The sequence below is a fragment of the [Micrococcus luteus] ATCC 49442 genome (genome assembly GCF_010367585.1).
Lineage (GTDB): Bacteria > Actinomycetota > Actinomycetes > Actinomycetales > Micrococcaceae > Arthrobacter > Arthrobacter luteus_A.
On record NZ_JAAAXP010000001.1, the window covers coordinates 1,067,137 to 1,090,108 of the forward strand.

Here is a 22,972-nt window from a genome sequence, read left to right on the forward strand (position 1 = left end):
GTGGCATGTGATGTAACGCGAGCGTGTACTGCCGGTAGCGCCTCGACGGGTAGCGACTGGCGCTGATTTCAATGAGGGTCCCGGAACACGTGTGGAGGTGCCTTGTCCCGGAATTTTCTGGGGCAAGGCACCTCTCACATTGGGCTTCTCGACTCGTCCCGCCGTCTGTCTGCCGTCTGGCCGCAACTCACCAGAAGTGCGCTACATCCACCACCATGCGCGATCCGGAGCCGGGTCCGTCCAGGGTGAATACCCGGAACGGAAGCCTGCCGCGGACGCCCAGTCCGACGTTTGTGGTGCCTTCAAAGCTGCCCGCCCATGCCAGCTGACGGAACGTCTGGTATCCCGAAACGTTAGTCAGCTCGTCCGGGTTTGCCGGGCTGTACGTAGCGTTCCCATCGGCGTCGTACGACGGAGCGTTCACAGTCACCTGCAGGAAGGCATTGCCCCGCAGCGGGACCGGAGCACCCGAACCGTCCTCGGTGACCTCCGGAACGTACCTGACGTTGTAACCGTTAGGCACGCCGCTGAGGTCAACCACCATCCGATCGAAACAGTAGTGCTGCCCCGTCCTGATATTGGTGACGGGTGCGGCGTTCATGGTGGGGTCAGATTTAGCCATCGAACCCCACACGAGTCCGCAATAGGATGTGGTTGCCGAGGCAGGCCCTGGGGCCAGGAAACCCAATCCGACAGCCATCAATATGACTGTCAGCCACGTATGAAACTTCCTCATTGTGGGCCACCCTTCGAATGATTTGGTAACTCCAGCGTAGGAGTACGAAACTCCCTCCGACAGGCTTGTTGCAGCTTCGGCGCGCAACCGTTAGACACGTGGTTTTCCGATCACGGAGGCTTAATTTTGCGGGTCCGTTTGGGGCTGCTGAGAGGCTATTTTGACCCATGATGCACACTGCCGTTATTCACGATAACGCCGGCTGACCGAGTGACGGGGCACGCAGAAGAGACGTCCGAGAGAGAGACGGCGCGAGCGTAGCCCCGGTGGAATAGCTCGCCGACCCTGGCCCGGATCAGGATCTGGATTCCGATCCTGATCGCACTGTCCGCGAACTCGCCCTTGGCAGGACCGCGACACAGGGTTTCCGCGTCTCATCCATGGATCCGGACGGTCCACGGGCGCGGCGTCGTTCTTGCCGAGCCGGGACCGGGTGAAGGTGATCTGGTGTTCCTGGCAGTACCGGTGGAGCTCGTTGTTGATGAACTCGCTGCCTTTATCGGAATTTATGGCGATGATGGGAATGGGGAACACCCTGGTTGCGTGTTGGATCGCTTCGAAGACCCGCTTCTGGGCTTTGTTGCGCACGGACCGGTTCACCGTCCAGCCCGTTGCGACGTCGGTGCCGGTGAGCGTGAAGCAGAACTCGCCCTGGCTGGTGCCACCTTCGTGGCCGTCGAGGTCGATCTCCACGAAACCCTGCGCCGCGTCGTCCCAAGCAAGGTGGGTGGCATGGGAGTTCGGTTATGCCATGGTCAGCACCATGGATTAGAAAGCGGATCTGCAGCGTGCAGCGCTGCATACCGCGGGCTGCCAGCGGATCTTCACCCGCCACGGCGTAAGCGGAACAACGGGCGCTCTTTCGTGGACAGGCGCGCCCTCTCTGCGTAGACACGAAAGCAACAGCTGGGCTTTGAAGAGAGGTCCCGATGAAGAAGCCTCAGCGGCCGGTTCGCTTCCTCGTGCTCGCCCTTGCTTTCTTTCTGGTTTCGGGCGCCTCATGCGCACCGCTGCAGGAACTCATTCAAGGCATGCGCGGCGCGACTGACGACGCTGGCAAAGTAGTGGCAAGGCCGCCACGCCCGAGGAGCTCAGGGCCGCATCAACCAAGATAGACGACTACCTAAAAGACGTATCCAATGGGACAACTCCGACTCCCGAGCAGCAGGCCGCGCGGGACCTCGGTGCCCAACGGTCCGATATCGCCAAAGAAATTGCTGACATGCTTGGGCTTGCCGAACGATATTCGGCGCTGATCACCGAGGACTCCGTCGTCCTGGTGACGGGGTCCATCATCCGCGATCCCGGCCCGACTTTCCGGGCGATGCTTGATGAGGCGGCTGAGAAGGTCCTGAGGCCGGAATCACCTCTAGCCGTTTCTAGGCTAGGCCGTATGCCGAACTCACCGCGGCGATCGAGAATGCCGACTACCTTGTTTCCTCGGCCGAGGAGTTTGTTGACAGTGCCGGCCTCTCCAGCACCATCCTGTCGAATGCCTCCGGCATCGTTGACAAGGTCAAGAAGACGGTCAGCGCGGCCGCCTGGAGTAATGGTGGCGCCTTTCAGACCTATATCCGTTACTGCGTACTCCGCTAGCCCTTGCCGCCAAGAGCGTTCGGTCGGCTTCAACTAACGTTGATCTACGGAAGGCCCACTATCGGTTCTGCCGCAGAGCGCATCGTTGATCGGCGTTGGTCCGAGGAGAACCAAGGTGACGTTTCGGCGTTTTCCCATCCGCGTGCTCGCGTGTAGCGAGCGATAGCGGCGCCTTCGCCGCGCGTACCCCTCCGTTCGACGGCGTACCGGAGAACGGCCGTTTCGCAGTCCATTCCGAGAAGGGCTTGGGCGGCTCTGCGGAGCGCTTCATCGGCGGTGGTGGCCTGGACCGCCGCACGGCCGATGATGTTGTTCAGTGCCACATATTCGAGGAAGAACGCCATAAGGAATCATTTCATCTCGCGTAGGTCGCTGGGTTTGGAAAGTACAGCGTGGCTCTTCCCAATGTCTCTGCAGCCGTTCCGGCTTCGTGGTTCGAATGCCTGCCAGCAGCTGGTTCGGGCGCGTTGTGACACACGAAGAGGCCGGGGCCGCTGGAGGCGGCTCCCGGCGTCGTTCGCATCATTTTGTGCAGCGGTATGGCGGCGGGCCGTAATGCCCGGCTAGCGGCGGGTTTCGTCGACGCCGTCGCTTTCGATGCGTTCCTTGCGGACTTCTTCATCGATGGTGACGTCGTCCGTGACGGTTTCCTTGTTCAGGCGGACCCGCTCGACCGGCACCGTTTCCTTGTCGACCACGGGACGCTCCTCGTGCAGGATCACTTCGTGCTCCTCCTCGCTGATATCCGGGCCCGACAGTGCGGCGCTGCGGTTGGCATCCGTGATGGGCTCGCGCTCCAGTCGGACTTCCTCCCGCTCCACCGGAACGGTTTGCGTCACGTTTTCCGTGACGACGTACTTGCGGAGCCGGACGCGGCCGGTGGCCTGGCGCTCCGTGCCCACGTTCACGCGTTCTTCCGACCGGGTCATGGCGTCATCCGTTGTGGGACCCGACGTGTCATGACCGACCGCGCCCTCGTTCCCTGTGCCGGCGTTCAGATCCGCTTCGCTGGCATGGCGGACGTCCCTGTCAGCATCAACATCCCTGTCAGCGTCGAGTGTGTTTCGGAGTCAGTGCTTGCACCCCTTTCGTAGTGGGCGTAAAGACGGTCCTCCTCGGCCGGCTCAAGATGACCGTCCGTCTCCACGCGCGGGGCGTCCTTGACATGGTCCTTTGTATACGGGACAACCAGATCATCACCTTCTGCCCGGGCACCCTCAACCGGAACGAAGGCCTGGGACGTGCCAAACAGTCCCGTCTTGACTGTGGCCCACGTGGGCTCGCCGGTGTCGTCGTCGGCGTAGAGCTGGCCGGCCGAGCCGATTTTCTCGCCATCGGCTCCAATGACGTTTCCGCCCTTGTTGAGCAGGCTTTCGATGTTTTCCCTCGTGAGCATGAGTTCTCCCTTGGATGGTTTCTTCGCACTGGGCTTGCGGTAGATCCACCCGTCCGACGGCGATCCATCAGCCTCGGCAGGTGGCATTCCCCACTGCTTGAGGTTCCGCTGCAACTGCCCTAATACGATAAGCATGCTTAGCATTCAAAGCAAGGCTTCTTAGTATTAGCGAGTTCCTGGGCCCGCCTCTGGGCCGCCAGGAGGGTCAGGCCTCGCCCGCCTGTACCTGGTCACGGCGGGATATTCAGGCAGGAAGGCAGGGCCGAATGGCCCAGTGAAGCCCCTCATTCTCGGCCGTCCGCGCAGAATATTCGGAGTGGTCAGGATGTGAACGCATTGGGTGGAAGTTGTGCCATTGGAAAACGTTGCCTATGGTACTAAGCACGCTTAGTATCCCGGTTTTCGCGGAGGACTGCTGGGCTTTCCGATCTTGAGGAGAAGAATTCGTGCCAGAAGACAGCAACATCCAGATCCCCGGTGTCCCCGCAAGCGAGCCTGCCAGCCTGGCAGAGCCCACAGCTCCGCGGGAGCCCCTGCCGCCCAAGCCGGATCAGCAAGGACCTGAAGCGGTCTCGCCCACTGGAAGCCCGACAGGGGCTCCGGCCACGGCACGCGCCCAGTCAGGCCAGTACCTGACCACCACCCAAGGGCTGCGCCTTCGGGACACCGACCACTCCCTGAAGGCCGGCTCCCGCGGCCCCATCCTGCTGCAGGACCACCACCTCCGGGAAAAGATCACACACTTTGACCACGAACGCATTCCCGAGCGTGTGGTCCATGCCCGCGGCGCGGGAGCCCACGGCGTCTTCCGCTCCTACGGCACTGCAGCCAACATCACCCGCGCAGGCTTCCTGGCCAAAGACGTTGAGACGCCCGTCTTCGTCCGATTTTCCACCGTGCTGGGCTCCCGGGGCTCTGCCGACACCGTCCGCGACACCCGCGGGTTCTCCACCAAGTTCTACACCGACGAAGGCACCTACGACCTGGTGGGCAACAACATCCCGGTCTTCTTCATCCAGGACGGCATCAAGTTCCCGGACATCGTCCACGCCGCCAAACCGCACCCGGACCGTGAGATCCCTCAGGCACAGAGCGCTCACGACACCTTCTGGGACTTCGTGTCCCTGCACACCGAGGCCCAGGCGCACACCATGTGGAACATGTCTGACAGGGGCATCCCGCGTTCGTACCGGACCATGGAGGGCTTCGGCGTCCACACCTTCCGGTTCGTCAACGCCGAAGGCCGCACTACCTTGGTGAAGTTCCACTGGAAGCCAAAGCAGGGTGTCCACTCGCTGGTGTGGGAGGAAGCGCAGATCATCAACGGCATGGACCCGGACTTCCACCGCCGCGACCTGGCCGACGCCATCGAAGCCGGCGCCTACCCGGAGTGGGAGCTCGGAGTCCAGACGTTCCCGGACACCGACGACCAGATGTTTGAAGGCATCGACCTGCTGGACCCCACCAAGTTCGTGCCGGAGGAACTCGCTCCGGTCCAGCCCATCGGCGTCATGACCCTTAACGCCAACCCCACAAACTTCTTCGCCGAAACCGAACAGGTAGCGTTCCACCCCGGTCACCTGGTTCCCGGGATCGACGTCACCAATGATCCCCTGCTGCAGGTACGCCTGTTCTCATACCTGGACACCCAGATTTCCCGGCTGGGCGGGCCCAACTTCGGCCAGATCCCCATCAACCGCCCGCAGGCGCCAGTGAACGACATGCTGCGGGACGGGATGCACCAGCAGGCGGTCCATGGGGGTGTTGCTCCTTACCATCCCAACTCGCTCGACGGCGGCTGCCCATTCCTGGCCGGGCAGGATGTCGGCGCGTTTATTGACGTGCCGGAGGAATTGGTAGCCTCCATCAAGGAGCGGAAGAACCCGGCTTCCTTTGATGACCACTACAGCCAGGTAGGCCTCTTTTTCCGCAGCCTCAGCCCGGTTGAACAGGACCACGTGATTCAGGCCTACACGTTCGAGCTGGGCAAGTGCTACGAGAAATCCATCCGGGAACGGCAGCTCGCAGCCCTGGCCAACGTGGACGCCGGCCTGTGCGCCGCAGTAGCTAAGGGCCTGGGCCTGCCCGTCCCGGCGGCGACAGAACAGGTAACGGCGTCCGACCCCAGCCCGGCCCTGTCCCAGGTGGGCAAGACCTGGCCCGTTGCCGGCCGCGTGGTAGGAATTCTCGCCGATCAGGACAGCGACCTTGCTGCCGTGAATAAGGTACGAAAAGCCTTGGACGCCGAGGGCATCGTCCCGCTGGTCATTGCTCCCTCGGGCGGCTTCCTGGGAGAAGAGGACAACGGCGGGGTCCCCGTGCAACGGACGTACCTGACCGCGCGCTCCACCGAGTTCGACGCCGTCATCGTTTCAGCGGCTGCCGCTCCGGCTCCCGATGCCGCACCGGGGCTCGACGCCAAGTCCGGCGCTCCCGCGGGCGCCTCCGACCCGCGGGCAGTTCTGCTACTGACTGAGGCGTTCCGGCACGCCAAAGCCATTGGCTCATTGCACGCTGGCTCAGCGGCTCTAACGGCGGCAGGAATACCCCAAGATGCCCCCGGGATCGTCTCCGAGGAAGATGCTGAAGCCCTGGTAACGGCATTGACCGGACTCTTGGCAGCCCACCGGGTATGGGAACGGTTCCCGGCCGCCCCAGCCTAGACCCAACCATGGCGAGTTAACCATCGGAAGGAAGCGCCGGCGTCGTACCCGGACCGGCGCTTCCTTCCTTGCCTCCGGCGCCGGTACCCAGAGGCTTTTGCCGCTAGGTTTTGCTCCTACCGAAGCCGCCCTCGCCCGCAGCTGCGTCCCCGGTGGAAGCCTGCCGCCGGCATCTGTATGACGTGGCGATCAGAAATTGGCCAGGTAGCGGGTGAAGCTCCATCGAGGCCCGGGTTTCTGGACTTCTACACCAGTGGCAGGGCATTAGGTGTTGTCGGGAAACTTTCCGTAGATGACCTTGCCGGCCTCCTCAAGAAGCGGCCGGCCACTCGTGCGGGCTCCCCGCTGGAGGACCATGATGGCTTCGGCCCGGCTGCACCCGTCCTGGCTGATGATGAGGGCGACCGCGCTGTCAACCACAGCACGGGATTTCAGCGCTGCACTCCACTTTTCGGACCCCACGTCGCGCCGAGGTTTGCCCAGGGCGATCTGAACAGTGTGTGACATGGAACGGGCAAGCTCCTGCACTGCCTCAATAATGGGTGGCTCAAAGGCGGAGGGAGAGGCGGAGTAGCAACTGAGGGCAGCCTTGACCGGGATACCGGCCTCGATCGGGGCGGCCAGCATCGACCGGAATCCCTCACGGCGGACAGCGTCGGCTAAGCAGACCAAGCCGCCCTTCTCCTGAAGATCGGGGACGAACAAGTGGCTTTGCCCGCCGAGGGCCACCAGGCAGGGGCCTTCTCGCACTTCGTGCTGCAGCATTTCCAGCCGCCGCACCCGTTCGTTGCTGCTGGCCAAAACTCTGAGGACGTTGCCCCGTTGCACGCTAATGGAACAGTCCAGGGGCGTAGCTCCGCCGAGCAGGGACGCGGCCATCAGCGTCAGCCCGAGGAGGAAGTCCGGCAGGCCTTTGCTCTGCAAGAGTGGATCCTGAACTATGCCAGCCTGTGGTTTTTTGATACGCGGCATGAGGCCTCGATTCCCGCAAGGCCCAAGGCCTTCGCTCCGTCGACTGACGGAACGCCGTGGGCACCTTATGCACGCTGCTGTACGGTGGCGGCCTCTCGGACTTCCATCCCAGCGTACCCGCACTTGGACACATCTCCTCACCGCCGCATGGGCTTGGGGGCGGGCATCCAGTCAACCGAGCCTGTATTTGGCTCGTCGAGTCCGGATAAACGACGGACAGGATGATGGGTTTGGGTGTCCCGTGGAGTCCATGAGCCTCATCACAGGGACTCCCCCGCCCACATCACCTCCCGGCTATCGGCATCCCTGCAGTTGGGGGAACGTCCGGCACGAAATCCTGTGGAGTCGTTGGCCGGGACGTCTCCATCCTGCACCTTGGAAGTTAGTAAGTACGCTGACGAGTTTGGCAGGCCAGCCACCTCCAGCGATGAGGTAGCAATGATGGATGGTCCACGGCAAGCAGCCCGACGCCTCATCGCCTGCACAGCAAGAGCGTTGAAGGTCTCGGGCTCAGATATTGGGGTCAAGGCGGGAGAGCCAATGCGCTCCAGCAACCTCCCCTGTCGAACTCGATGTTCTCGCGTGGGCCATGGACCTGGAAGAAGACTCCCCCGCGTTGACGCTCAACTCGGCCCGGGACCGCATCGTATGAGGGGCAGCTGAAACACTTTTTCCTTGTCCCTGCCCTGCACTCACAGCCCCGAACCGACCCGCTTCAGTCACCCAATTCAAGCAGCAACGCCCCGCCGGGAGTGAGATATGACTCGCCGCTATCACAGCTACCTCCCTATTGGACAGGCAACCAAAGCACTGAACATCGACGTCAACCAGGTACTGGCCAAGCTACGGCTTGAAAACCCTTCGCCACCTCGACGACGACGTCCAGCAATAGAGCCGGCTCCGTTCCGTCGCAGTCGCCATAGAAGTAGGCGGGTGTCTTGCCTCGGCAGCTCTAGCGGGATTGGAGAGCATCCAGTGCCACGGCCATCGCCGCCGCAACCCGGCCATCAAATCGGGCGCCCGGAAGGGTGATGAGGTAGCGGTCGCGGAGGGATCGTCCCCGTTCTGATGTCATGAGCACTTCTCCGTTCGGATCGACAAAGTCGAAGTGGAAGCGGAAGGGCGAAGGGATCACGTCTCCCACAGGTGTCGCTTCCCAGATGCGCCGGCCGATGGCGACGCCGAGGCTGCGTTCACTTCCGGTGGCCTTGAGCCCGTCTGTTTCGAGGTACCAGGTCGATCGCAGCAGGGACTTGCCAAAGTCTTTCCGGAAGCTGCCGATCCGTTCTTCATTGGCGTCCAGCACGTCATATGTCGCGGCGAGGTCAAGGCGTTGCCGAGCTTTGAAGGAAAAAAGCGGTATGGTCCTTGACTCATCCTGGTAGAAGGTCACCTGCTCCTTGAATGCCGCCCGCTTCTGCTGAGCGACGGCGAGCAGGTGCCCAGGTTGCCCGTCTCCTGTCACGGAACGTATTTCGTACCGGTTCACCATCAGGGTGAGCTTCTGTATGACGGTGAAACGGTCGATTCCTTGGGCCAGTTCTGCGGTCATGTGCGTCCTCACGGTTAAGCGGTCCCGAACCAGTCAGGCCCGGCGGTTGCTATCTTCTCTTCCTTGGCCGGCCCTGTTGAAGGGACTGGTACTTGTGCCTGGGCTGGCCCTTCCACCATGACGTTGCTTTCAACACCAGTGGAGTTCCAGGGGGCTGTCTGGGCGGATCAGTGGTGCTCACCGCTCCTCCACCTGCACCCTGGTCACCCTCATCAGCGGTCGTGAGAGCTAAGTATAGGTTCACGGCGCTTGGAGGGCTGCCAGGACGGAAAGGGGCTACCCGGTTTCGGCCGACGATGAGTCACGGCCGTGCCGGATGGAACGCCGTGACGACCAGCGAGCCCGGGTCCGCCGCTAACTTCGGGCAGGAGACAGCGCCCCGGCCGCAGCGCTAACAGCGGGCGCACAAGGCCATCAGATCACGCAGGCTCTCTGGGGCAGCTGGCAGCAAGACGCCTGGATCAAGGACATAACGAACGGTCGGTTCATCGATCCAGAAAAGATCGAGGCGATCAACCTGCAGGGAGAATTTGTCTCATCCCGTGGACCGCTGCCCATCCCGCCCTCGGAGCAAGGCCAACCCGTGGTCTGCTCGGCCGGCGGAGGCGCGAACGGCCTCGAGATCGCTAGTCGGTACGCCAGCGCCGTCATCGGCGCCGTGTTCACCATTGACGAAGCGCGCGCTCCCAGCGTGAAGACGTCCGGGACGCAGCGCGCAGGGCCGGACGGAATGTCGATGAGGTGAACTTCATCGCTGGATTCATGCCGGCCATCGCCGCCACTAAACGAGCGGCCCTGGACCGCCGGGTAGCCCTCGGGGGCAAAGCCGCCCCGGCCCTCGTGCCCTATCTCGGCTCCATGCTGGGACTGACGCTCGACGCAAGCCAGATCGATGAGCCACTCAGGCCAGCCCAACTAGCAGCAGCCCGACCCAGTTTCTTTGATCCCCGCTACCCCCAAAGCACTCGAAGTCGCCCTCGAAGGATGGACGCTCCGCGACATCCTCGCCCACGGGGTCATCGACTACCACCCCACCCCGGTCGGCCCGGCATCCGTCACCGCGGACCACATGCAGGAACGGTTCGAAGCAGGCGCCTGCGACGGCTTCTGGGCGTCCATCGACGTCTACGAGGACGGTGTCGACACCTTCGTCGACGAAGCTGTCCCCCTGCTCCGGCGCCCCAGCCCAGTACGGGCTGGACGCCCGGCTCACGGACCCTGCGGCGTGAGAACAACCGCCAGCAGTCACAGCCACACCATTGATGAGGGTCTCCTCCGCAGCGCCATCGGGCCGTTGCGCCTCAGGCATCACGCTTGCCGGGGACCAATCGGGTTCACCTGCCAATCGTTCTACAGCGTCTCCGTCGACCCGTCGCTGGTGTCTTTCAGCGTCATTAAGACCTCCACCGCGACAGAGTCCGCGCCGCACGCGCCTACGCGCGTAGACGCGCGATACAGGCCGCATGAATCATGCTGCCGAACCGCACTCTGGCCAGCGCTCAGCAAGCATAGGCTGGTCGGCCGAGGCAGGTTGACGGAGGGCCGGTTATCGGCGTTCCGGAATGTGCTGGTAAGGGCGCCAGATTGCATGATTTGAACGCCTGCCCAAGCGGTACGCGCCTGGCATAGCGGACCCGAGCGCCGGAAGAAGTGCCGTGTTTGAATGTTGTAGCCCGCGTAGGTTTCCAGGCGTCCACGGGGCCCGGCCAAATTCACCCCGCACCCCAAGTTCAACCGAATTCACCCGCAGGTTGGGACATAATCTGCACTGGTTTCCGTCAAGCGGTCGGCCTCCTCCGCCCGACGGCATCGGCTTGGTGAGTACGAGCGGATTCGAAGAAGCTCTGCGATGCGGGTCCGGGCGCCCGGCCTCTTATCCATCTTCATCGGCGCCCGGGGTCGGTAAGACTGTCATGCCGGGGGCGGCTTGGCGATCAGGGAATGAGTTTGTCGGCCCGGTATCGGTCGAAGAGTGCGAGGAAGGCGTCCAGGGTCCGCCGGTAGCCGGTGAACCCGGCATCCCGGCTCTTGCCCATGTCTGTCACTACCTCAATGCCGCGCCCAAGGTCACTGTCCGTATGCCACCAGGACGCCACGCGATCCAGGTCCGGCTCGCTGAGGTGATGTCGCCCGGCAAGCTCCCTCCACTGGCCTTCCCGCCCTGCCATGGACCGCTCAAGGGGACGGGGCTCCCCTACGTACCCTCCCCACTCCACACCGAAGTAGGCCGCGAGCTTCGGCCACATCCAGCGCCAGCGGAACACGTCACCATTGACGATATTGAAGGCCTCGTTAGCGGCCTTCGGTGTGGTGGACGCCCAAAGCATGTGCTCGGCGAGCAGGCCGGCCTCCGTCATGTCGGTCAGGCCGTTCCACTGCGTCTCGGATCCCGGAAAGACGAAAGGCTCCCCGCTCTCCCGGCAAAGTGTCGCCTGGGCGGCGAGCGTGAGACCCATGTTCATGGCATTGCCCACCGCATGCCCGATCACCGTATGCGCGCGGTGCACAGACCACGTGAACCCTTGGACCGCCGCGGCGGCCCAGAGTTCATCCTCCTGCGCATAGTAAAAGTTCCGCACCGGCAGGCGCGGCTCCTCTTCGTGAAAGGGCGTGTCGGCCATCTCACCGGCCGCGTACGCTTCGAAGGGTCCGAGGTAATGCTTGAGACCGGTCATCAGGGCAACGTGGGCTACGCCCTTGCCGCGAAGCGCTGCGAGGAGATCGCGCAGCATGCCGGCATTGACGGCGATGTTCTCCTCCTCGGTCTCACGCCGCGACCACGCCGTGAAGAAGACATGCGACGGATTCTCCGGCTCGAGCACGCCGGTCAGCGACTCAGCCGAGGTCAGGTCCGCGGAAAGCCACCGCACCCCGGGACGCTCCGCCCCGGGATTGCGGGACAGGGCAAGAACGGCCCACCCCTCCCCCGCCAGGGTCTCAACCAGGGCGGAGCCCGCGATGCCGGTGGCGCCTACTACCAGAGCCGTCCGCTGCGCTGTTGCTGATGTTGCTGTGCCCATGGTCATGGTGCTCCTCTTGATAGGTGCTCGTGCCACGATGGGCAGACCCGAAACCTTGGCGGGCCTGCACCCCTCCGGCACAGCTGCGGTTAGGCCGACGCCGGCCCCATAGCGAGAAGCCATCGCGCTGAGCAGATATTCCTCTCCTGAGTGCGCGCTGGTACACATGCCGTTGCACTTCATGGGCGATTTTTCACTCGCCTCCCTGACATCAGCCCTTGTTCCATTGTTGATCGTGTGCACGCTCGTCAGGCTGTTGCTGGGCATGGTGCTGGATGCCACCGGCGGCAGCGTCCTGGCCGCCGCACTGACCCACACCATGTTCAACCGCAGCAACAATGAAGAGGGAATCATTGCCGGGCTCATCGAGGGCAATGCTCGAAAACTGGCAGGGAGCCTTGCCGTGATCGTGCTCGCGGTGGTTCTCTCTCTTATCACCGGCCGGCGCCGCCGCTCGGAGCAGCCGGGTTGAACGGTGTCAAAACCGCAAGGAACCACGCGTTGACGGCCACTATGAAGGAAGAGTCATGAACACCTTGCACAACCCGCCTGACGAGGCTGACGCAGAATTTGGTCCACTGCCCGCTGACCGCGTCCAGGCCATCGCCCAGGACATGGCCTCCGTGGCGAGGATCCCCGGACTCTCTATCGCTATCGCCACCCCGGACAAGGTTCTCTATGCAGGAACAGTCGGATACGCCGACCTGGCCGAACGTCGTCGCGCCCAGCCGGAGGACCAGTTCCTGTGGTTTTCCATGACGAAGATTGCCACCGCTACGGCAGCGATGCGGCTGCACGAAAAGGCAATCCTGGACTTGGATGCCCCTATCGGCACCTACCTACCCGACTACCGCCCGCCTGAACGCTTCGGACACCCCACCATGCGGCAGTTGCTCACGCACACCGCAGGCCTGGCCAACCCGCTCCCTGTGCGGTGGGTCCGCCCCGAGCATCAACCCCCGGACCCGACCTGGCTCTCCGGCATTGTCCGGAAGCACGGCACTCCATCCAAGGCTGTCGGCTCCCGGGCGGCCTACTCCAACATCGGCTACCTGCTGGCCGGCGAGGTCATGCAGGCCGCCTCCGGCGAGCTGGTTCAGGAGTGCGTCCAAGACTTGGTGCTCAATCCGCTGGGTATGACAGCAACGGGATACGAGTACGACCCGGAGGCTCCCCGGGCCGTCGGCTACGTGCGGATGCCTCTGGGCCTGCGAGCGGTACTTGGGCGGATCTTGCCCAAAGGCGTGGTAGGAGCACGGGTGGGGAAGTACACCAGCCTGAACCCGTTTCTGGTCAACGGGCCCGCGTATGGGGGCCTCATCGGCACCGCCGCAGACGCCTCAAGGCTGGCCGCGGCACACGCCGCCGCAGCTGCAGACCACCACCCGGTCCTGAAGCAGGGCGCCATCGAACAGATGCGAACCATTACCGTCTCGAGCAAGCGGTTTGACCACGGCATCGGCTGGTTCCGCAGACCTGCAGACGCTGCGCGAACCCCTGCTTTTGTCGAACACTACGGAACCGGCGGCGGCTTCTGGAACGCCATGCGCATTTATCCAGATGACCGACTCGCCATGGTCGCGATGGCCAACACCACCGCTGCCTGGAATGTTGACCGCCTCTTCACACAGCTCAAGAACCTGCCATAGGCATAAGCTCATGCCCATCGTCATCGGGTGAACTATCCGACGCCCAGCCGGTGCAGTGGAGGGCGGTGAACAGTACCGCAAACCCAGCGGCCACGGTCACGACCAAGAACGCGATCCACAGCAGGGCTTTCATGGCTGCCAGGATGGAAAGGCGCCATCCGCCTGACGGACGGTGCACGGATGTAACAGCGATCGCACGACATTGCCCTTTCCGGCCTATGCTGACGTGCCCGTGTGACTGACCGATGCCGGCGAGGTCGAAGGCTCGCGGTCGATGTCAAAGGTGGTGAACGTTGCCGGCGGTGATGTGCGTGCCGTTCCGCCGTGAGCGCAGACCTGTGGCCAGAACTCCGACGAGGTCGAAAAGGGTGATCCTCCCGGAGGAGTACCGCCCGGCGTCGCGTGCCTCCCCCTGTTGACAGAACCGGACAATTTGTTGGCCATCAATATTGCTTCCGCCTCTTATTGCGAGCACCATGATAGGCAGCCGGGGGTTAGCGACAGATTGGGTCTTGGAGCCAGACCAAAGGAGAACCAACACATGGCCCCTCAATTCCCTCCACCCCGCCGACATCCTGACGCCCAGGAAGCAACAGATGTCGGAGCCGGCAAACTCCATCGCTGGACGACCTACCGTGGGCTGGCCGTGTACACCGTGATCGCCTACGGGATTGCATGGCCTCTGTTGATTGGAGGCTTCTTTGGGACGGAGACGGGCGTCCTGGATCCTGAAGGGGGCCTGGTCGCCCTGATGAACCAGGTCGCAGCCGGGGCACCGCTGATCGCGGCCGTAGTGGTCCTGGCCGTCAGCCAGGGTCGGCAGGGCCTGTCCGGGCTGGGGCGGAGCCTCGTCCGATGGCAGGTTCATCCTCTGTGGTACGCGTTCGTCTTTGTTGCTGTCCCGTTTCTCGGAATCGCCGCTACCTGGGTCTTCCACCCCGCGGCAACGACTACTGCCTTGGGGCAGGGCTGGTCGCTGCTCTACACTCAGTTGCCGTTGGGAATTCTGAGCATTGCCGTGTTTACCGGGCTGGCCGAAGAACCCGGATGGCGCGGTTACGCACAACCCAACGCCAACCGGAGTTATCCACCCCTGCTTGCCGCGTTAATCGTGTCGGTGATCTGGGCGCTCTGGCACCTTCCCAACGCTCTGTTCGTGCAAAACCTGCCCGAGACCCTCGCCCATCTGCTGGCCACAGTCGTCAACGGCTTCGTCCTGGCATGGGCTTACAACTCCACCAGCGGCAGTGTCCTCATCGTGATGCTCCTTCATGGAGCCCAAAACGCGACAGGGGGACTGATCATGCGACTGTTCGATGGTTCGGCCGAAGGACCGACAGTCACTGCGTACTACCTGATCTCCGCTTTGACATTCGGGGTGCTGATGGCCACAGTTGCCATCCTCACCCAGGGACGGCTGGGCTTGCCACCTGCGGGCGGCGTGATCCGGACTGAAGCCGTGGCCCGTGACTAAGTCCGGCCTTTCTGCCCGATGAACGTGTTCATGATGTCGCACCCTTACCTCCCGCGGGCAAAGAATCGTGCTACTCCCACGCCAGCGGCTCCACGCTCCTTCGGCGCCCGGCGGCAAGCGCCGCGGTGCCGCCTTAAGCCCGAACATCAGAAATGACGGTACTGCTGATGAACTCCCGTGGTTCTTCTTCCGCTCCCCTGTCCCTCATCAAGCAGCATCCGGTGGCAGCCTTCGTGGTCATCGCCATCTCGCTGTCCTGGACTGGCCAGATCCTGTCGCTCCTGCTCCTGGGCAATATCCTGCCGGGAATCCTTGCGGAACTGCTGATACTGCTCGGTACGGCCGTCTTGGTTACTGGTGCCGCGGACGGACGGCCGGCCGTCCGCGAACTCTTCCGCCGAGCACTCCGCTGGCACGTTGCCCCCACCTGGTACGTGACCGCGGTTCTGGCCCTTCCCGCGCTAACGGCACTCATTGCCCTAGCCACCGGAACCTACCACCCGCCCGCTATCGGCTGGGCGACCATGCTGGGCAACTATCTGCTGAACACACTGATCATTGGCGCCCTACTGGGAAACATCTGGGAGGAACTCGCCTGGACCGGCGTCGTGCAGCACCGAATAATGGACCGGCGCGGCCCTGCTGTTGCTGCCCTGGTGACCGCCATCCCATTCGCACTGATCCATCTGCCTTTCGCTTTCGCCGAACGAGGCTTCATGAGCACGTCCTGGGATGACGTGGCGATTTCCTGGGCGGTCCTATTCCTCTTCGCGCCGTTCTTTCGCCTACTAATGGGCCTCGCCTACTTGGGAACGGGCTACAGTCTGCTTATTGTGGGGCTGCTGCACGCGTCCTTCAACGCCTCCGCCTCAACGAAGCTGGACGTGTTCGACGGCGACTGGCAGCAGATCGCCGCTGTGATCGTCCTACTGGCAGTGTTCGCCGCAGTCAGCGTGGCCCGCATGATCCGCTCAAAGCGGGCCGCTCGTAAATTCCTTGGGAACAAGGTAGCCAGGCGTTACCGATAGACGCCCCTCCGACCTTTCACGACCACTTGGCCCTCGCATACGCCGCTTTCCATCCGCATGGAGCGGGCAAAGCCAAAGTGCCCGCTGGCGTAGCCCTCATCGTCGCGTCCATCGTTTTCGTGAGCATAGGGCTCTGGCGTGCCATGTTCTTCGGCCTCATGCCAGATCCTGAACTTGTTGAGGATCTGAGGGTTTGTGGACTCTACATCCTCGCCGGAGCGCTGAGATCTCTGGCGCCCGCTGCATGGTCCGTGAGTATGAGGCATCCTCGCTGGGTTATTGCCTTTGTGGCCGCGCCCGTAGTCCTGGTAGGCGGGGCAGTCCTGACCGAGCCCATCAGCCTCATCCGCCAGTGGCCCTGCATTTGTAGCCTTTCCCCTGGCTGTGGCGGGCCTCTACTGGGGATTGCGGCACCGGGGCTACCTGTGGTCGGGGTAGGAAAGCCAACGTGGCGGTGACATAGGCGGACTCCCGGGTGCCGAGCGGTGCCCGTTCAAGGTCTGCCGGCCCACGGTACGGCACGGAGCCACCGAAAAATGCCGCCACAGAGGGACCAACTCCACAACTCCTCGTCTCTGACCATCCGGGGGCGGGCAGGTCCTCCGGCCTTGATAAAGGATCCTTTAGTGGAACGAAGCGTATGCTGCAGCCCACACCGCTGGTGTCGTGGCCGACGAGGAGTCCGTAGAGCCAGATGTCCAGGTAAATGATGCCGCCGTGGAGGAGGAACGTCCTGGCCTGTTGTGAGTGGCCATGAGGATGCCGGCCAGGCCGGGAACAGGTGGACGACGTTGGACATTCTGTCTCGTGCCGGCTGCGCCTTAATGGCGCGCCGCCGCTTCCGATTTACGATTACAGCGTGCCCACTGACGGAGAAGCCGTGAATGAACCCGCCAGGGAAAGACTGCCGGAAGCAAGGCCTGCAGCCTTTGTCCTGCGGCGGATCACTGGACCGGTTCTGGCAGCTGTCGTACCCGGGCAACCACCGGCGATCGTGCACCGCGCCGCGGAACTTGCCTACACGCTGAACGTCAAGCTGATCTGCGTGTACGTCGACATCACGAGTTACCTCGCCGATGAACAGGACAACGGGCCCGTCGACGACGCAGAAGCCACCAGCGCCGGCATCCAGGAACACCTCGAGAACACACTGGACGGCACCGGAATCCGATGGTCCTTCCGGACGCTCTCCGGCGAACCGGCCAGGGCCCTGGGCCAATTCGCCGAATCCACCGACGCCTCCGTCATCGTCGTGGGTACCCGCGAACTCGGTCTCGGAATCCGGCTGGAGCAGCTGCTCGTCGGCTCCGTCGCCGTCGACCTCACACACCTCCAGCACCGGCCAGTTCTGGTCGTCCCGCTCCCCCGCCAGGCCATTCCCGGTGGCCTTACTGATTGAAAACGCCTGCCGCGGGCCGCAGTTGTGCAATTAGGTCACACCCCAAGCTGACATCGCGGCAGTACAAAGGCCGTGAATAGGAGCTATTTAGCCTCAGTTGCCCTCGCCGCAGGAATGCTTCGTTCGTGTTCCCATTCACTGCGGGTGAGTGCGTACTCGACATCGCCATGTTCATCGCCGGGGATCGAGAGCGGCCAGTCAGCGACGAAGGAACGAACGAAACGCATCCCGGATTTTTCCATCACCCGCCGCGAGGCGGTGTTGATTGCCATGGTGAAAGCTACAACCCGCTGTACTTTGAGTTCAGTGAAGCCCTTGGCGATCAGTGCCCGTGAACCTTCAGTTGCGTACCCCTTTCCCCAGGCCGCAATGCGTAGCCGGTAGCCCAGTTCCGGCTCGTCCTGTGCCGCGTCTGGTTCGGGGCGGTAGTGAAACCAGCCCAGGAATTCACCGGTAGATTTCTCAATTGCGGCCCAGAAGCCGTAGCCGGGGAACCGGTGGTAATAATCAAGGAACGCAGGAAGTACCTCACCTTCGATTTCATCTCTGGAGGTCGGGGCGCCACCGCTGATGTAGCGCATCACGCGGGGGTCGCTGTCGAGCTCGAGCAACAAGTCAGCATCCCTGAGCTTAAACTGCCGCAGCAGCAATCGCTCTGTTTCTACAAATACGACCATGCCGACATCTTCCCAGCTGGACAATGAGCCTGCCATCACACTTCCCTGTCTCCTCTTACAAGCCCGTCTTCAGTCCTGCCCTCAGGATTACTGTCGTCACCAGTCGCCGACCGCCAGTAGCCCATCACCGACCCGGCCGTCGCCGGACCGTCCTCTCCTGCCATTCCTCGGCTGACGGCCGCAACACGGGCCGCTATTCGGGACCAGGGTAACCGTCAACCTTACTTTTGAGATATGACTGGGCGGGTCTTGTGGGCGGCCGGAAAGGCGCGGGGCTGACTGGAGGGAGGACAGCACAATACGCGTCATTCAGCATCCAGCAGACGAACTCCGCGCCTTTCCGTAGCGCCGCTGTTCATGCCGTCAAGGCTGCGGGCCTGCGCCGATGCCCGTCCCCGTCAATGCGGCTGATGCACTTCTGACAGGAGCGGGATGATTTGTGTCCATCCGGTACGGAATGCACCGGGGTCGTAAACCTTGCTCGTTGGATTGAACCCGACCGCAGCCGAACCATCCCTCGTGTCATAGAAGAGCAAATCCTCCTGAGCGAACCCTGCGATGTGGCTCCATCCTCCACGGAAGGAAAGCTCTTCTAAAAGTACAAAGCCCTCATTTTTCACTTGTCCGATTGCTCCAGCACCGGTGAGCCTGTTGTAGAACAAGATCTTGTCCCCGTCAAAGGAAGTCACCGTAGACCACAACTCGCGGGTGGGGATAGAAGGATGCGGGTAGGGCGTGCCGGCACTGAAGAGCCCTTCCGGATACGACTTGATCGTCCGGATAGATGGTACAGAGCTGCCAGGCTTGTAGTGCCACTGGGTGATCGCTCCGGCGCCCGTTTTGGCATTGTAGAACAGGGCCAAGTCCGGCCCCCGCCGGATTGGAACAAGGTGAGTCCAGCCCTTGGCGAAGGAACCGGGCGGGTAAACTTCGACCGTAACGTCATCCTGAACGATGGATCCCTCTCCTGTGGATGCACGGTAGAACAGCATCGTCCGAGGAGTCCGCGGGAGTATGTGCGTCCATGACGATCCCAGATAACCTGCGGGCTTGGTGCTCTCGGTGACGAATTCACCATTGATCACTGTGCCCGTGGCTGCTGCACCAGTCGAAGGGTTGTAAAAAAACGCCACGCCGGTTGTACGGAAAGCGTCGATTCGAAGAGAAGGCTTCACGATTTCCCACCCCCTGGCAAACGCACCCTCGGGGTACGAGTGAGTCGTTTTGAACTCGCCTCCACCTATTATTTCTCCCACAGCACCCCCACCCGTCGCACTGTTGTAGAACAAGAAAGCATTCATAGCAAGCTCCTCCTAGTAATGGTTTTGTCCTGCATTACAGCTCGGGAAACCAGCTGTAGTGCATGTCGAAGAATAGGAACCGAAGGACCAACTGCCTTGTAGTTGAAGGATAAATTCTTCTCCCTCCAAGATGGCCTTGACCTGTTTCCTAGGTTGATATCCAAGGAGCCTTTTTGGTTTTAGTGGCCTTTCCTGGATATGAATCAAGGTTAGAAACCCACTGGCCGTTGCACATTGGAGTCTTCACGTAATTTGAATCAGTGCCAGCACGTAGGTGTGCCGCAGGCACACGCGGCACAATAGAGAACGTGATCGCCAACAACGGCAAGGCACGGGAATGGGCCCCATGGCTACTGGCGGCCGCTGCTGTCGCTGGGATCGTTCCGGCCCCCTTTACCGCGCCGGGGGACGCCTGGTGGGTCGCGCCTACCGTGGCGTTCCAGCTGGTGGTCTACGCTGCGGGGTTCAGCCTCCTGCGTGTGCCTGAACACCGGCGTAATGCCACGCACCTGGTTCTCGCTGGTGTCGTCACCGGGACGGGTTACCTGCTGGCCGATCCGATCGCCGATACCGGCTACTGGTTCCAGCTGGGTTTTGTCGCCCAGTGGCTGATGGCGCCGCTGTTGTTGCGGGTGCTGCTCAGCTACCCGGCTCCTGCACCGCGTGGCCGGTCGGCGACAATGCTCCTGCGCATCACGTGGGTGTGGGCCGTTGTGCCCTGGCTTGTCTCAGCGGTGCAGTGGAACCCCGACCATGCCGGTGTCCCATACTCCAACCAGTGGCTGACGCTTGTGGACTTCGAACCGGGAGCGTTGTTCGCAGTATCCATTGGAAGTGCGGGCTCTGTTGTGGTGGGGATCTGGGCTGTCCACCTCATGTGGCGGCGGTGGCGGTCAGCGAAAGGACCCCTGGCGCCGAGGTCACGTCTCGTTGCGGCGGCTGGAATCCTTCTCGCCGTGGGTGTGGGCAGCCGGGAGGTCGCCCGCTTCCTAGTCGACACCAAACTGATCACCGAGGAAAGCCGGTCCTGGATTGGGTTCGGACATACCGTGCTGGCGATCGTGGCAGTGCTGCTAACCGTCGGATCGGTCTATTGGTCGTTCGCGCAACGCCCGAGGGTCGTCGAAACCATGGTCGCGACAGCAGGGGACGCCTTGGGGGTCGAAGCAGCATTACGCCGCGTGCTCGGCGACCCGACCGCCCGACTGTACTACGACCTCGCCGGGACGTGGCTGGATGCCCGCGGCGCCCCGGCGAACCCGGCATCCGCCCCTGGACGGGTGCTGAAGGTTCTCAACAATGAACAGGATCAGCCAAGCGCTTTAGCAGATCTCGATAACGTGGTGCTCGAGGATCCCATCCAGACAACCATCGCTCTCTCGGCCACTCAACTGGTTCTCCAGGCCGCCCACCTCGCCGTGGAACGAGACGCCTACGCGAAGGATCTGGCCGAATCACGCAAACGGATCGTTACCGACAGCGTCACGCAACGCATAGAGTTGGAGCGCGCCCTCCACGATGGGGTGCAGCAGCACCTGCTCGCCGTCTCGACGACCCTGTCCCTGGCACAGCTAGCGTCCAACGTCACCGAGAGCGCCGACGTCATCGGCCAAGCCCAGAATCAACTCAAAGAAGCTCTGGCCGAGTTGCGCCGGCTGGCCCGCGGCATCCACCCGGTGGCGCTCGGGCACGGAGGCCTCCCCGGAGGACTCCGCGTCATGGTCGACCGGTGGGATGACTGCGAACTCCTCCTCGAATCTTCAGAGCCGTCCTTTGCGTGCCTGGACGAGACCGTCCGAACAACGTGTTATTTCGCCGCCGCCGAGGCATTGTCCAACGCCATCAAGTACGGGAGCAGGCCCGTGACGATCACTGCCGCCTGCGATGGGCAACAGGTGAGCGTCACTGTCGTCGATCGAGGAACCGGCGGGGCGCGTCCTGTCCCGGGGGGTGGTCTTGCCGGGCTGAGGGATCGCCTGGCGGCGGTCGGCGGGAAAGCGACAATCACCAGCCCTGACGGAGGACCAACGATGATAGAAATCCGATCACCCGTCCACGCCTCTACCACCCTGGGAGTGCCATGAACCGTTTACGGGTCGCCCTTGCCGACGACTCCGGTATCTTCCGCGCGGGGCTGGCCGCCCTGCTGACAGCAGCTGGAATCCAGGTCGTGGCATCCGTAGGTGACGTGCAAACCCTGCAGGAGCAGATGGAAGAACACCCCGTGGACGTCGCCATCCTCGATATCCGGATGCCGCCCACCTACACGGACGAAGGCATCCAGGCCGCGATTGCACTGCGTAAACAACATTCCGATCTCAGCATCCTCATGCTTTCGACATACGCTGAGGCCGCGTGGGCGCGAGAGCTCATCGCCGTCATCCCCTCCAGCGTCGGTTACCTCCTCAAGGACCGCGTCAGCACCGTCGATCGCCTCATCGAGGCCATCGAGGAAGTAGCCGACGGGGGCATCGCCCTGGACCCCACCGTCGTTGCGTCGCTGATGCGGTCACACACTGCCCTCAACCGCCTCACCTCCCGGGAACGCGAGGTCCTCTCACACATCGCCGAAGGAAGATCCAACCTCGCCATCGCCCGCGAACTACACCTTTCTGTGCGGACCGTGGAGGTGCACGTCGCTGCGGTCTTGCGCGCCCTCGACATCCACCCCTCCCCCGACGACAACTCCCGCGTCCTAGCCACCCGGGCCTTCCTCAAACACCAACCCTGAACACCATGCCCCTCTTCCCGCCCGACTCGCGGAGGACGGGCCTTCTGCTCCGTTTTTCGGCCGCTTATCGCGTCGGCCGCGGGGCCATCTCAGTCCTCACCCGAGCTAACTCGCACTCAGAAACCGCCACGAGGGAAACCCCTTTCTCACCTACACGCTGTCCGGCCGGGCACACACCAACCTGACACAGCAGCCCCTTGTTGGGCCCAGAAATAAGGGACTTCCATCCCGAGTGCGCTGAAAGGCCAGGTCCCGCCGCCGCCAACAGCCAGGGACAATTCTCATGGGTTATCCACCGCTACTTCTGCTCCGGGAGTTAATCCAGGGCTCTCAATATCCAGCCGTGGACAACCCGAATTGACCCCAACTGTGGATGGAACAGAGTCAACCAGCGCACTTGTCCGAGCCTCGCCGGGCAGACGGGATATTCGTTATCGGCTATCGAGAATGGCCGGGGGGAGTGCCTGCTGAAGGCGCCTGCTTTGGCGCCTCTGTTCATCCTGCGGTGGCTCATCGCGTTCTTTTAAAGCGGCAACAACGGCTCAGCGGGATGCGTTGCAGTCTCAGGAAAACAATCGCCAGCCGACTGACCAACAGCGCCGGCTGAGGCGGCAAAACGCCGGTGAGAGACTCGCACGGAAACGGGTTTGCTGCTCCGCTTGTGGCGATCACTGAAGCGCTTTCTGCGAGTGTTCTGTTGAGGGGTATCGTCCTGCCACCCGCCGTCCGGTCAAAGACCACCGCATCGTAAGCCGCCACCCCGCCAAAGCCGCCGTGG

General features: G+C 62.6%; 17 protein-coding genes and 1 pseudogene. 8 read left to right on the forward strand and 10 right to left on the reverse strand.

Annotated elements, in window-relative coordinates:
* Positions 1–187 precede the first annotated feature (187 nt).
* The 4 genes and pseudogenes from GUV69_RS04980 to GUV69_RS23580 form a co-directional block, all read right to left on the reverse strand.
* Positions 188–736: an AMIN-like domain-containing (lipo)protein gene (locus tag GUV69_RS04980; RefSeq protein ID WP_164200289.1), complete on the reverse strand. Its 549-nt coding sequence runs from the start codon at positions 734–736 to the stop codon at positions 188–190.
* Positions 737–919: 183 nt separating this feature from the next.
* The gene (locus GUV69_RS04985; RefSeq protein ID WP_164200291.1) at positions 920–1,429 is read right to left on the reverse strand and encodes an integrase catalytic domain-containing protein; all 510 of its coding nucleotides are present in this window, start codon (positions 1,427–1,429) and stop codon (positions 920–922) included.
* A 947-nt stretch (positions 1,430–2,376) separates the two neighbouring features.
* Positions 2,377–2,676: a hypothetical protein gene (locus tag GUV69_RS04990; protein ID WP_164200293.1), complete on the reverse strand. Its 300-nt coding sequence runs from the start codon at positions 2,674–2,676 to the stop codon at positions 2,377–2,379.
* Positions 2,677–2,895: 219 nt separating this feature from the next.
* Positions 2,896–3,728: pseudogene (locus GUV69_RS23580) on the reverse strand (PRC and DUF2382 domain-containing protein).
* Positions 3,729–4,174: 446 nt separating this feature from the next.
* On the opposite strand from GUV69_RS23580, the gene GUV69_RS05000 reads away from it, so the two are divergent.
* Positions 4,175–6,391 carry a catalase gene (locus GUV69_RS05000; protein ID WP_164200295.1) on the forward strand — a complete coding sequence of 739 codons (2,217 nt, stop codon included), beginning with the start codon at positions 4,175–4,177 and terminating at the stop codon, positions 6,389–6,391.
* 264 nt (positions 6,392–6,655) lie between these two features.
* Here GUV69_RS05000 and GUV69_RS05005 read toward each other — a convergent pair whose 3' ends face one another.
* The 4 genes from GUV69_RS05005 to GUV69_RS05020 all read right to left on the reverse strand — a co-directional run bounded on the left by GUV69_RS05005 (position 6,656) and on the right by GUV69_RS05020 (position 11,941).
* The gene (locus GUV69_RS05005) at positions 6,656–7,315 is read right to left on the reverse strand and encodes a GAF and ANTAR domain-containing protein (protein WP_164200297.1); all 660 of its coding nucleotides are present in this window, start codon (positions 7,313–7,315) and stop codon (positions 6,656–6,658) included.
* A 1,000-nt stretch (positions 7,316–8,315) separates the two neighbouring features.
* Positions 8,316–8,915, reverse strand: a complete 600-nt coding sequence (locus GUV69_RS05010; protein ID WP_164200299.1) for an LURP-one-related family protein — start codon at positions 8,913–8,915, stop codon at positions 8,316–8,318.
* A 901-nt stretch (positions 8,916–9,816) separates the two neighbouring features.
* Positions 9,817–10,164, reverse strand: coding sequence for a hypothetical protein (locus GUV69_RS22935; protein WP_208786583.1), 348 nt, complete (start codon positions 10,162–10,164; stop codon positions 9,817–9,819).
* A 685-nt stretch (positions 10,165–10,849) separates the two neighbouring features.
* Positions 10,850–11,941, reverse strand: a complete 1,092-nt coding sequence (locus GUV69_RS05020; protein ID WP_164200301.1) for an SDR family oxidoreductase — start codon at positions 11,939–11,941, stop codon at positions 10,850–10,852.
* Between the two features lie 175 nt (positions 11,942–12,116).
* On the opposite strand from GUV69_RS05020, the gene GUV69_RS05025 reads away from it, so the two are divergent.
* The 5 genes from GUV69_RS05025 to GUV69_RS05045 all read left to right on the forward strand — a co-directional run bounded on the left by GUV69_RS05025 (position 12,117) and on the right by GUV69_RS05045 (position 17,485).
* The gene (locus GUV69_RS05025; RefSeq protein ID WP_164200303.1) at positions 12,117–12,407 is read left to right on the forward strand and encodes a hypothetical protein; all 291 of its coding nucleotides are present in this window, start codon (positions 12,117–12,119) and stop codon (positions 12,405–12,407) included.
* Between the two features lie 55 nt (positions 12,408–12,462).
* Positions 12,463–13,584: a serine hydrolase domain-containing protein gene (locus GUV69_RS05030; protein WP_164200305.1), complete on the forward strand. Its 1,122-nt coding sequence runs from the start codon at positions 12,463–12,465 to the stop codon at positions 13,582–13,584.
* Positions 13,585–14,125: 541 nt separating this feature from the next.
* Entirely contained in the window at positions 14,126–15,058 is a 933-nt protein-coding gene (locus GUV69_RS05035; protein ID WP_164200307.1) for a CPBP family intramembrane glutamic endopeptidase, read from the forward strand.
* Between the two features lie 152 nt (positions 15,059–15,210).
* Positions 15,211–16,086 (forward strand): CPBP family intramembrane glutamic endopeptidase, encoded by an 876-nt coding sequence (locus tag GUV69_RS05040; protein ID WP_164200309.1) that lies wholly within the window; start codon positions 15,211–15,213, stop codon positions 16,084–16,086.
* An 859-nt stretch (positions 16,087–16,945) separates the two neighbouring features.
* A complete protein-coding gene (locus GUV69_RS05045) occupies positions 16,946–17,485 on the forward strand; it encodes a universal stress protein (protein ID WP_244292621.1) in 540 nt (179 codons plus the stop codon).
* Between the two features lie 83 nt (positions 17,486–17,568).
* Here GUV69_RS05045 and GUV69_RS05050 read toward each other — a convergent pair whose 3' ends face one another.
* Positions 17,569–18,198 carry a GNAT family N-acetyltransferase gene (locus tag GUV69_RS05050; protein ID WP_244292622.1) on the reverse strand — a complete coding sequence of 210 codons (630 nt, stop codon included), beginning with the start codon at positions 18,196–18,198 and terminating at the stop codon, positions 17,569–17,571.
* Positions 18,199–18,560: 362 nt separating this feature from the next.
* Entirely contained in the window at positions 18,561–19,463 is a 903-nt protein-coding gene (locus GUV69_RS05055; RefSeq protein ID WP_164200311.1) for a hypothetical protein, read from the reverse strand.
* Positions 19,464–19,771: 308 nt separating this feature from the next.
* On the opposite strand from GUV69_RS05055, the gene GUV69_RS05060 reads away from it, so the two are divergent.
* Positions 19,772–21,547, forward strand: coding sequence for a sensor histidine kinase (locus tag GUV69_RS05060; protein WP_164200313.1), 1,776 nt, complete (start codon positions 19,772–19,774; stop codon positions 21,545–21,547).
* Positions 21,544–22,194: a response regulator gene (locus tag GUV69_RS05065; protein WP_164200314.1), complete on the forward strand. Its 651-nt coding sequence runs from the start codon at positions 21,544–21,546 to the stop codon at positions 22,192–22,194. Before GUV69_RS05060 ends, GUV69_RS05065 begins: the two co-directional genes overlap by 4 nt.
* Positions 22,195–22,972 lie beyond the last annotated feature (778 nt).

Excerpts from the sequence above, each read along its gene's own strand:
- GUV69_RS05055 (WP_164200311.1), bottom strand. The coding sequence starts at position 19,463 with ATGAATGCTTTCTTGTTCTACAACAGTGCGACGGGTGGGGGTGCTGTG.
- GUV69_RS05065 (WP_164200314.1), top strand. The coding sequence starts at position 21,544 with ATGAACCGTTTACGGGTCGCCCTTGCCGACGACTCCGGTATCTTCCGC.
- GUV69_RS05030 (WP_164200305.1), top strand. The coding sequence starts at position 12,463 with ATGAACACCTTGCACAACCCGCCTGACGAGGCTGACGCAGAATTTGGT.
- GUV69_RS05025 (WP_164200303.1), top strand. The coding sequence starts at position 12,117 with ATGGGCGATTTTTCACTCGCCTCCCTGACATCAGCCCTTGTTCCATTG.
- GUV69_RS05035 (WP_164200307.1), top strand. The coding sequence starts at position 14,126 with ATGGCCCCTCAATTCCCTCCACCCCGCCGACATCCTGACGCCCAGGAA.
- GUV69_RS05020 (WP_164200301.1), bottom strand. The coding sequence starts at position 11,941 with ATGACCATGGGCACAGCAACATCAGCAACAGCGCAGCGGACGGCTCTG.
- GUV69_RS05010 (WP_164200299.1), bottom strand. The coding sequence starts at position 8,915 with ATGACCGCAGAACTGGCCCAAGGAATCGACCGTTTCACCGTCATACAG.
- GUV69_RS05050 (WP_244292622.1), bottom strand. The coding sequence starts at position 18,198 with ATGGCAGGCTCATTGTCCAGCTGGGAAGATGTCGGCATGGTCGTATTT.
- GUV69_RS04990 (WP_164200293.1), bottom strand. The coding sequence starts at position 2,676 with ATGGCGTTCTTCCTCGAATATGTGGCACTGAACAACATCATCGGCCGT.
- GUV69_RS05040 (WP_164200309.1), top strand. The coding sequence starts at position 15,211 with ATGACGGTACTGCTGATGAACTCCCGTGGTTCTTCTTCCGCTCCCCTG.
- GUV69_RS04980 (WP_164200289.1), bottom strand. The coding sequence starts at position 736 with ATGAGGAAGTTTCATACGTGGCTGACAGTCATATTGATGGCTGTCGGA.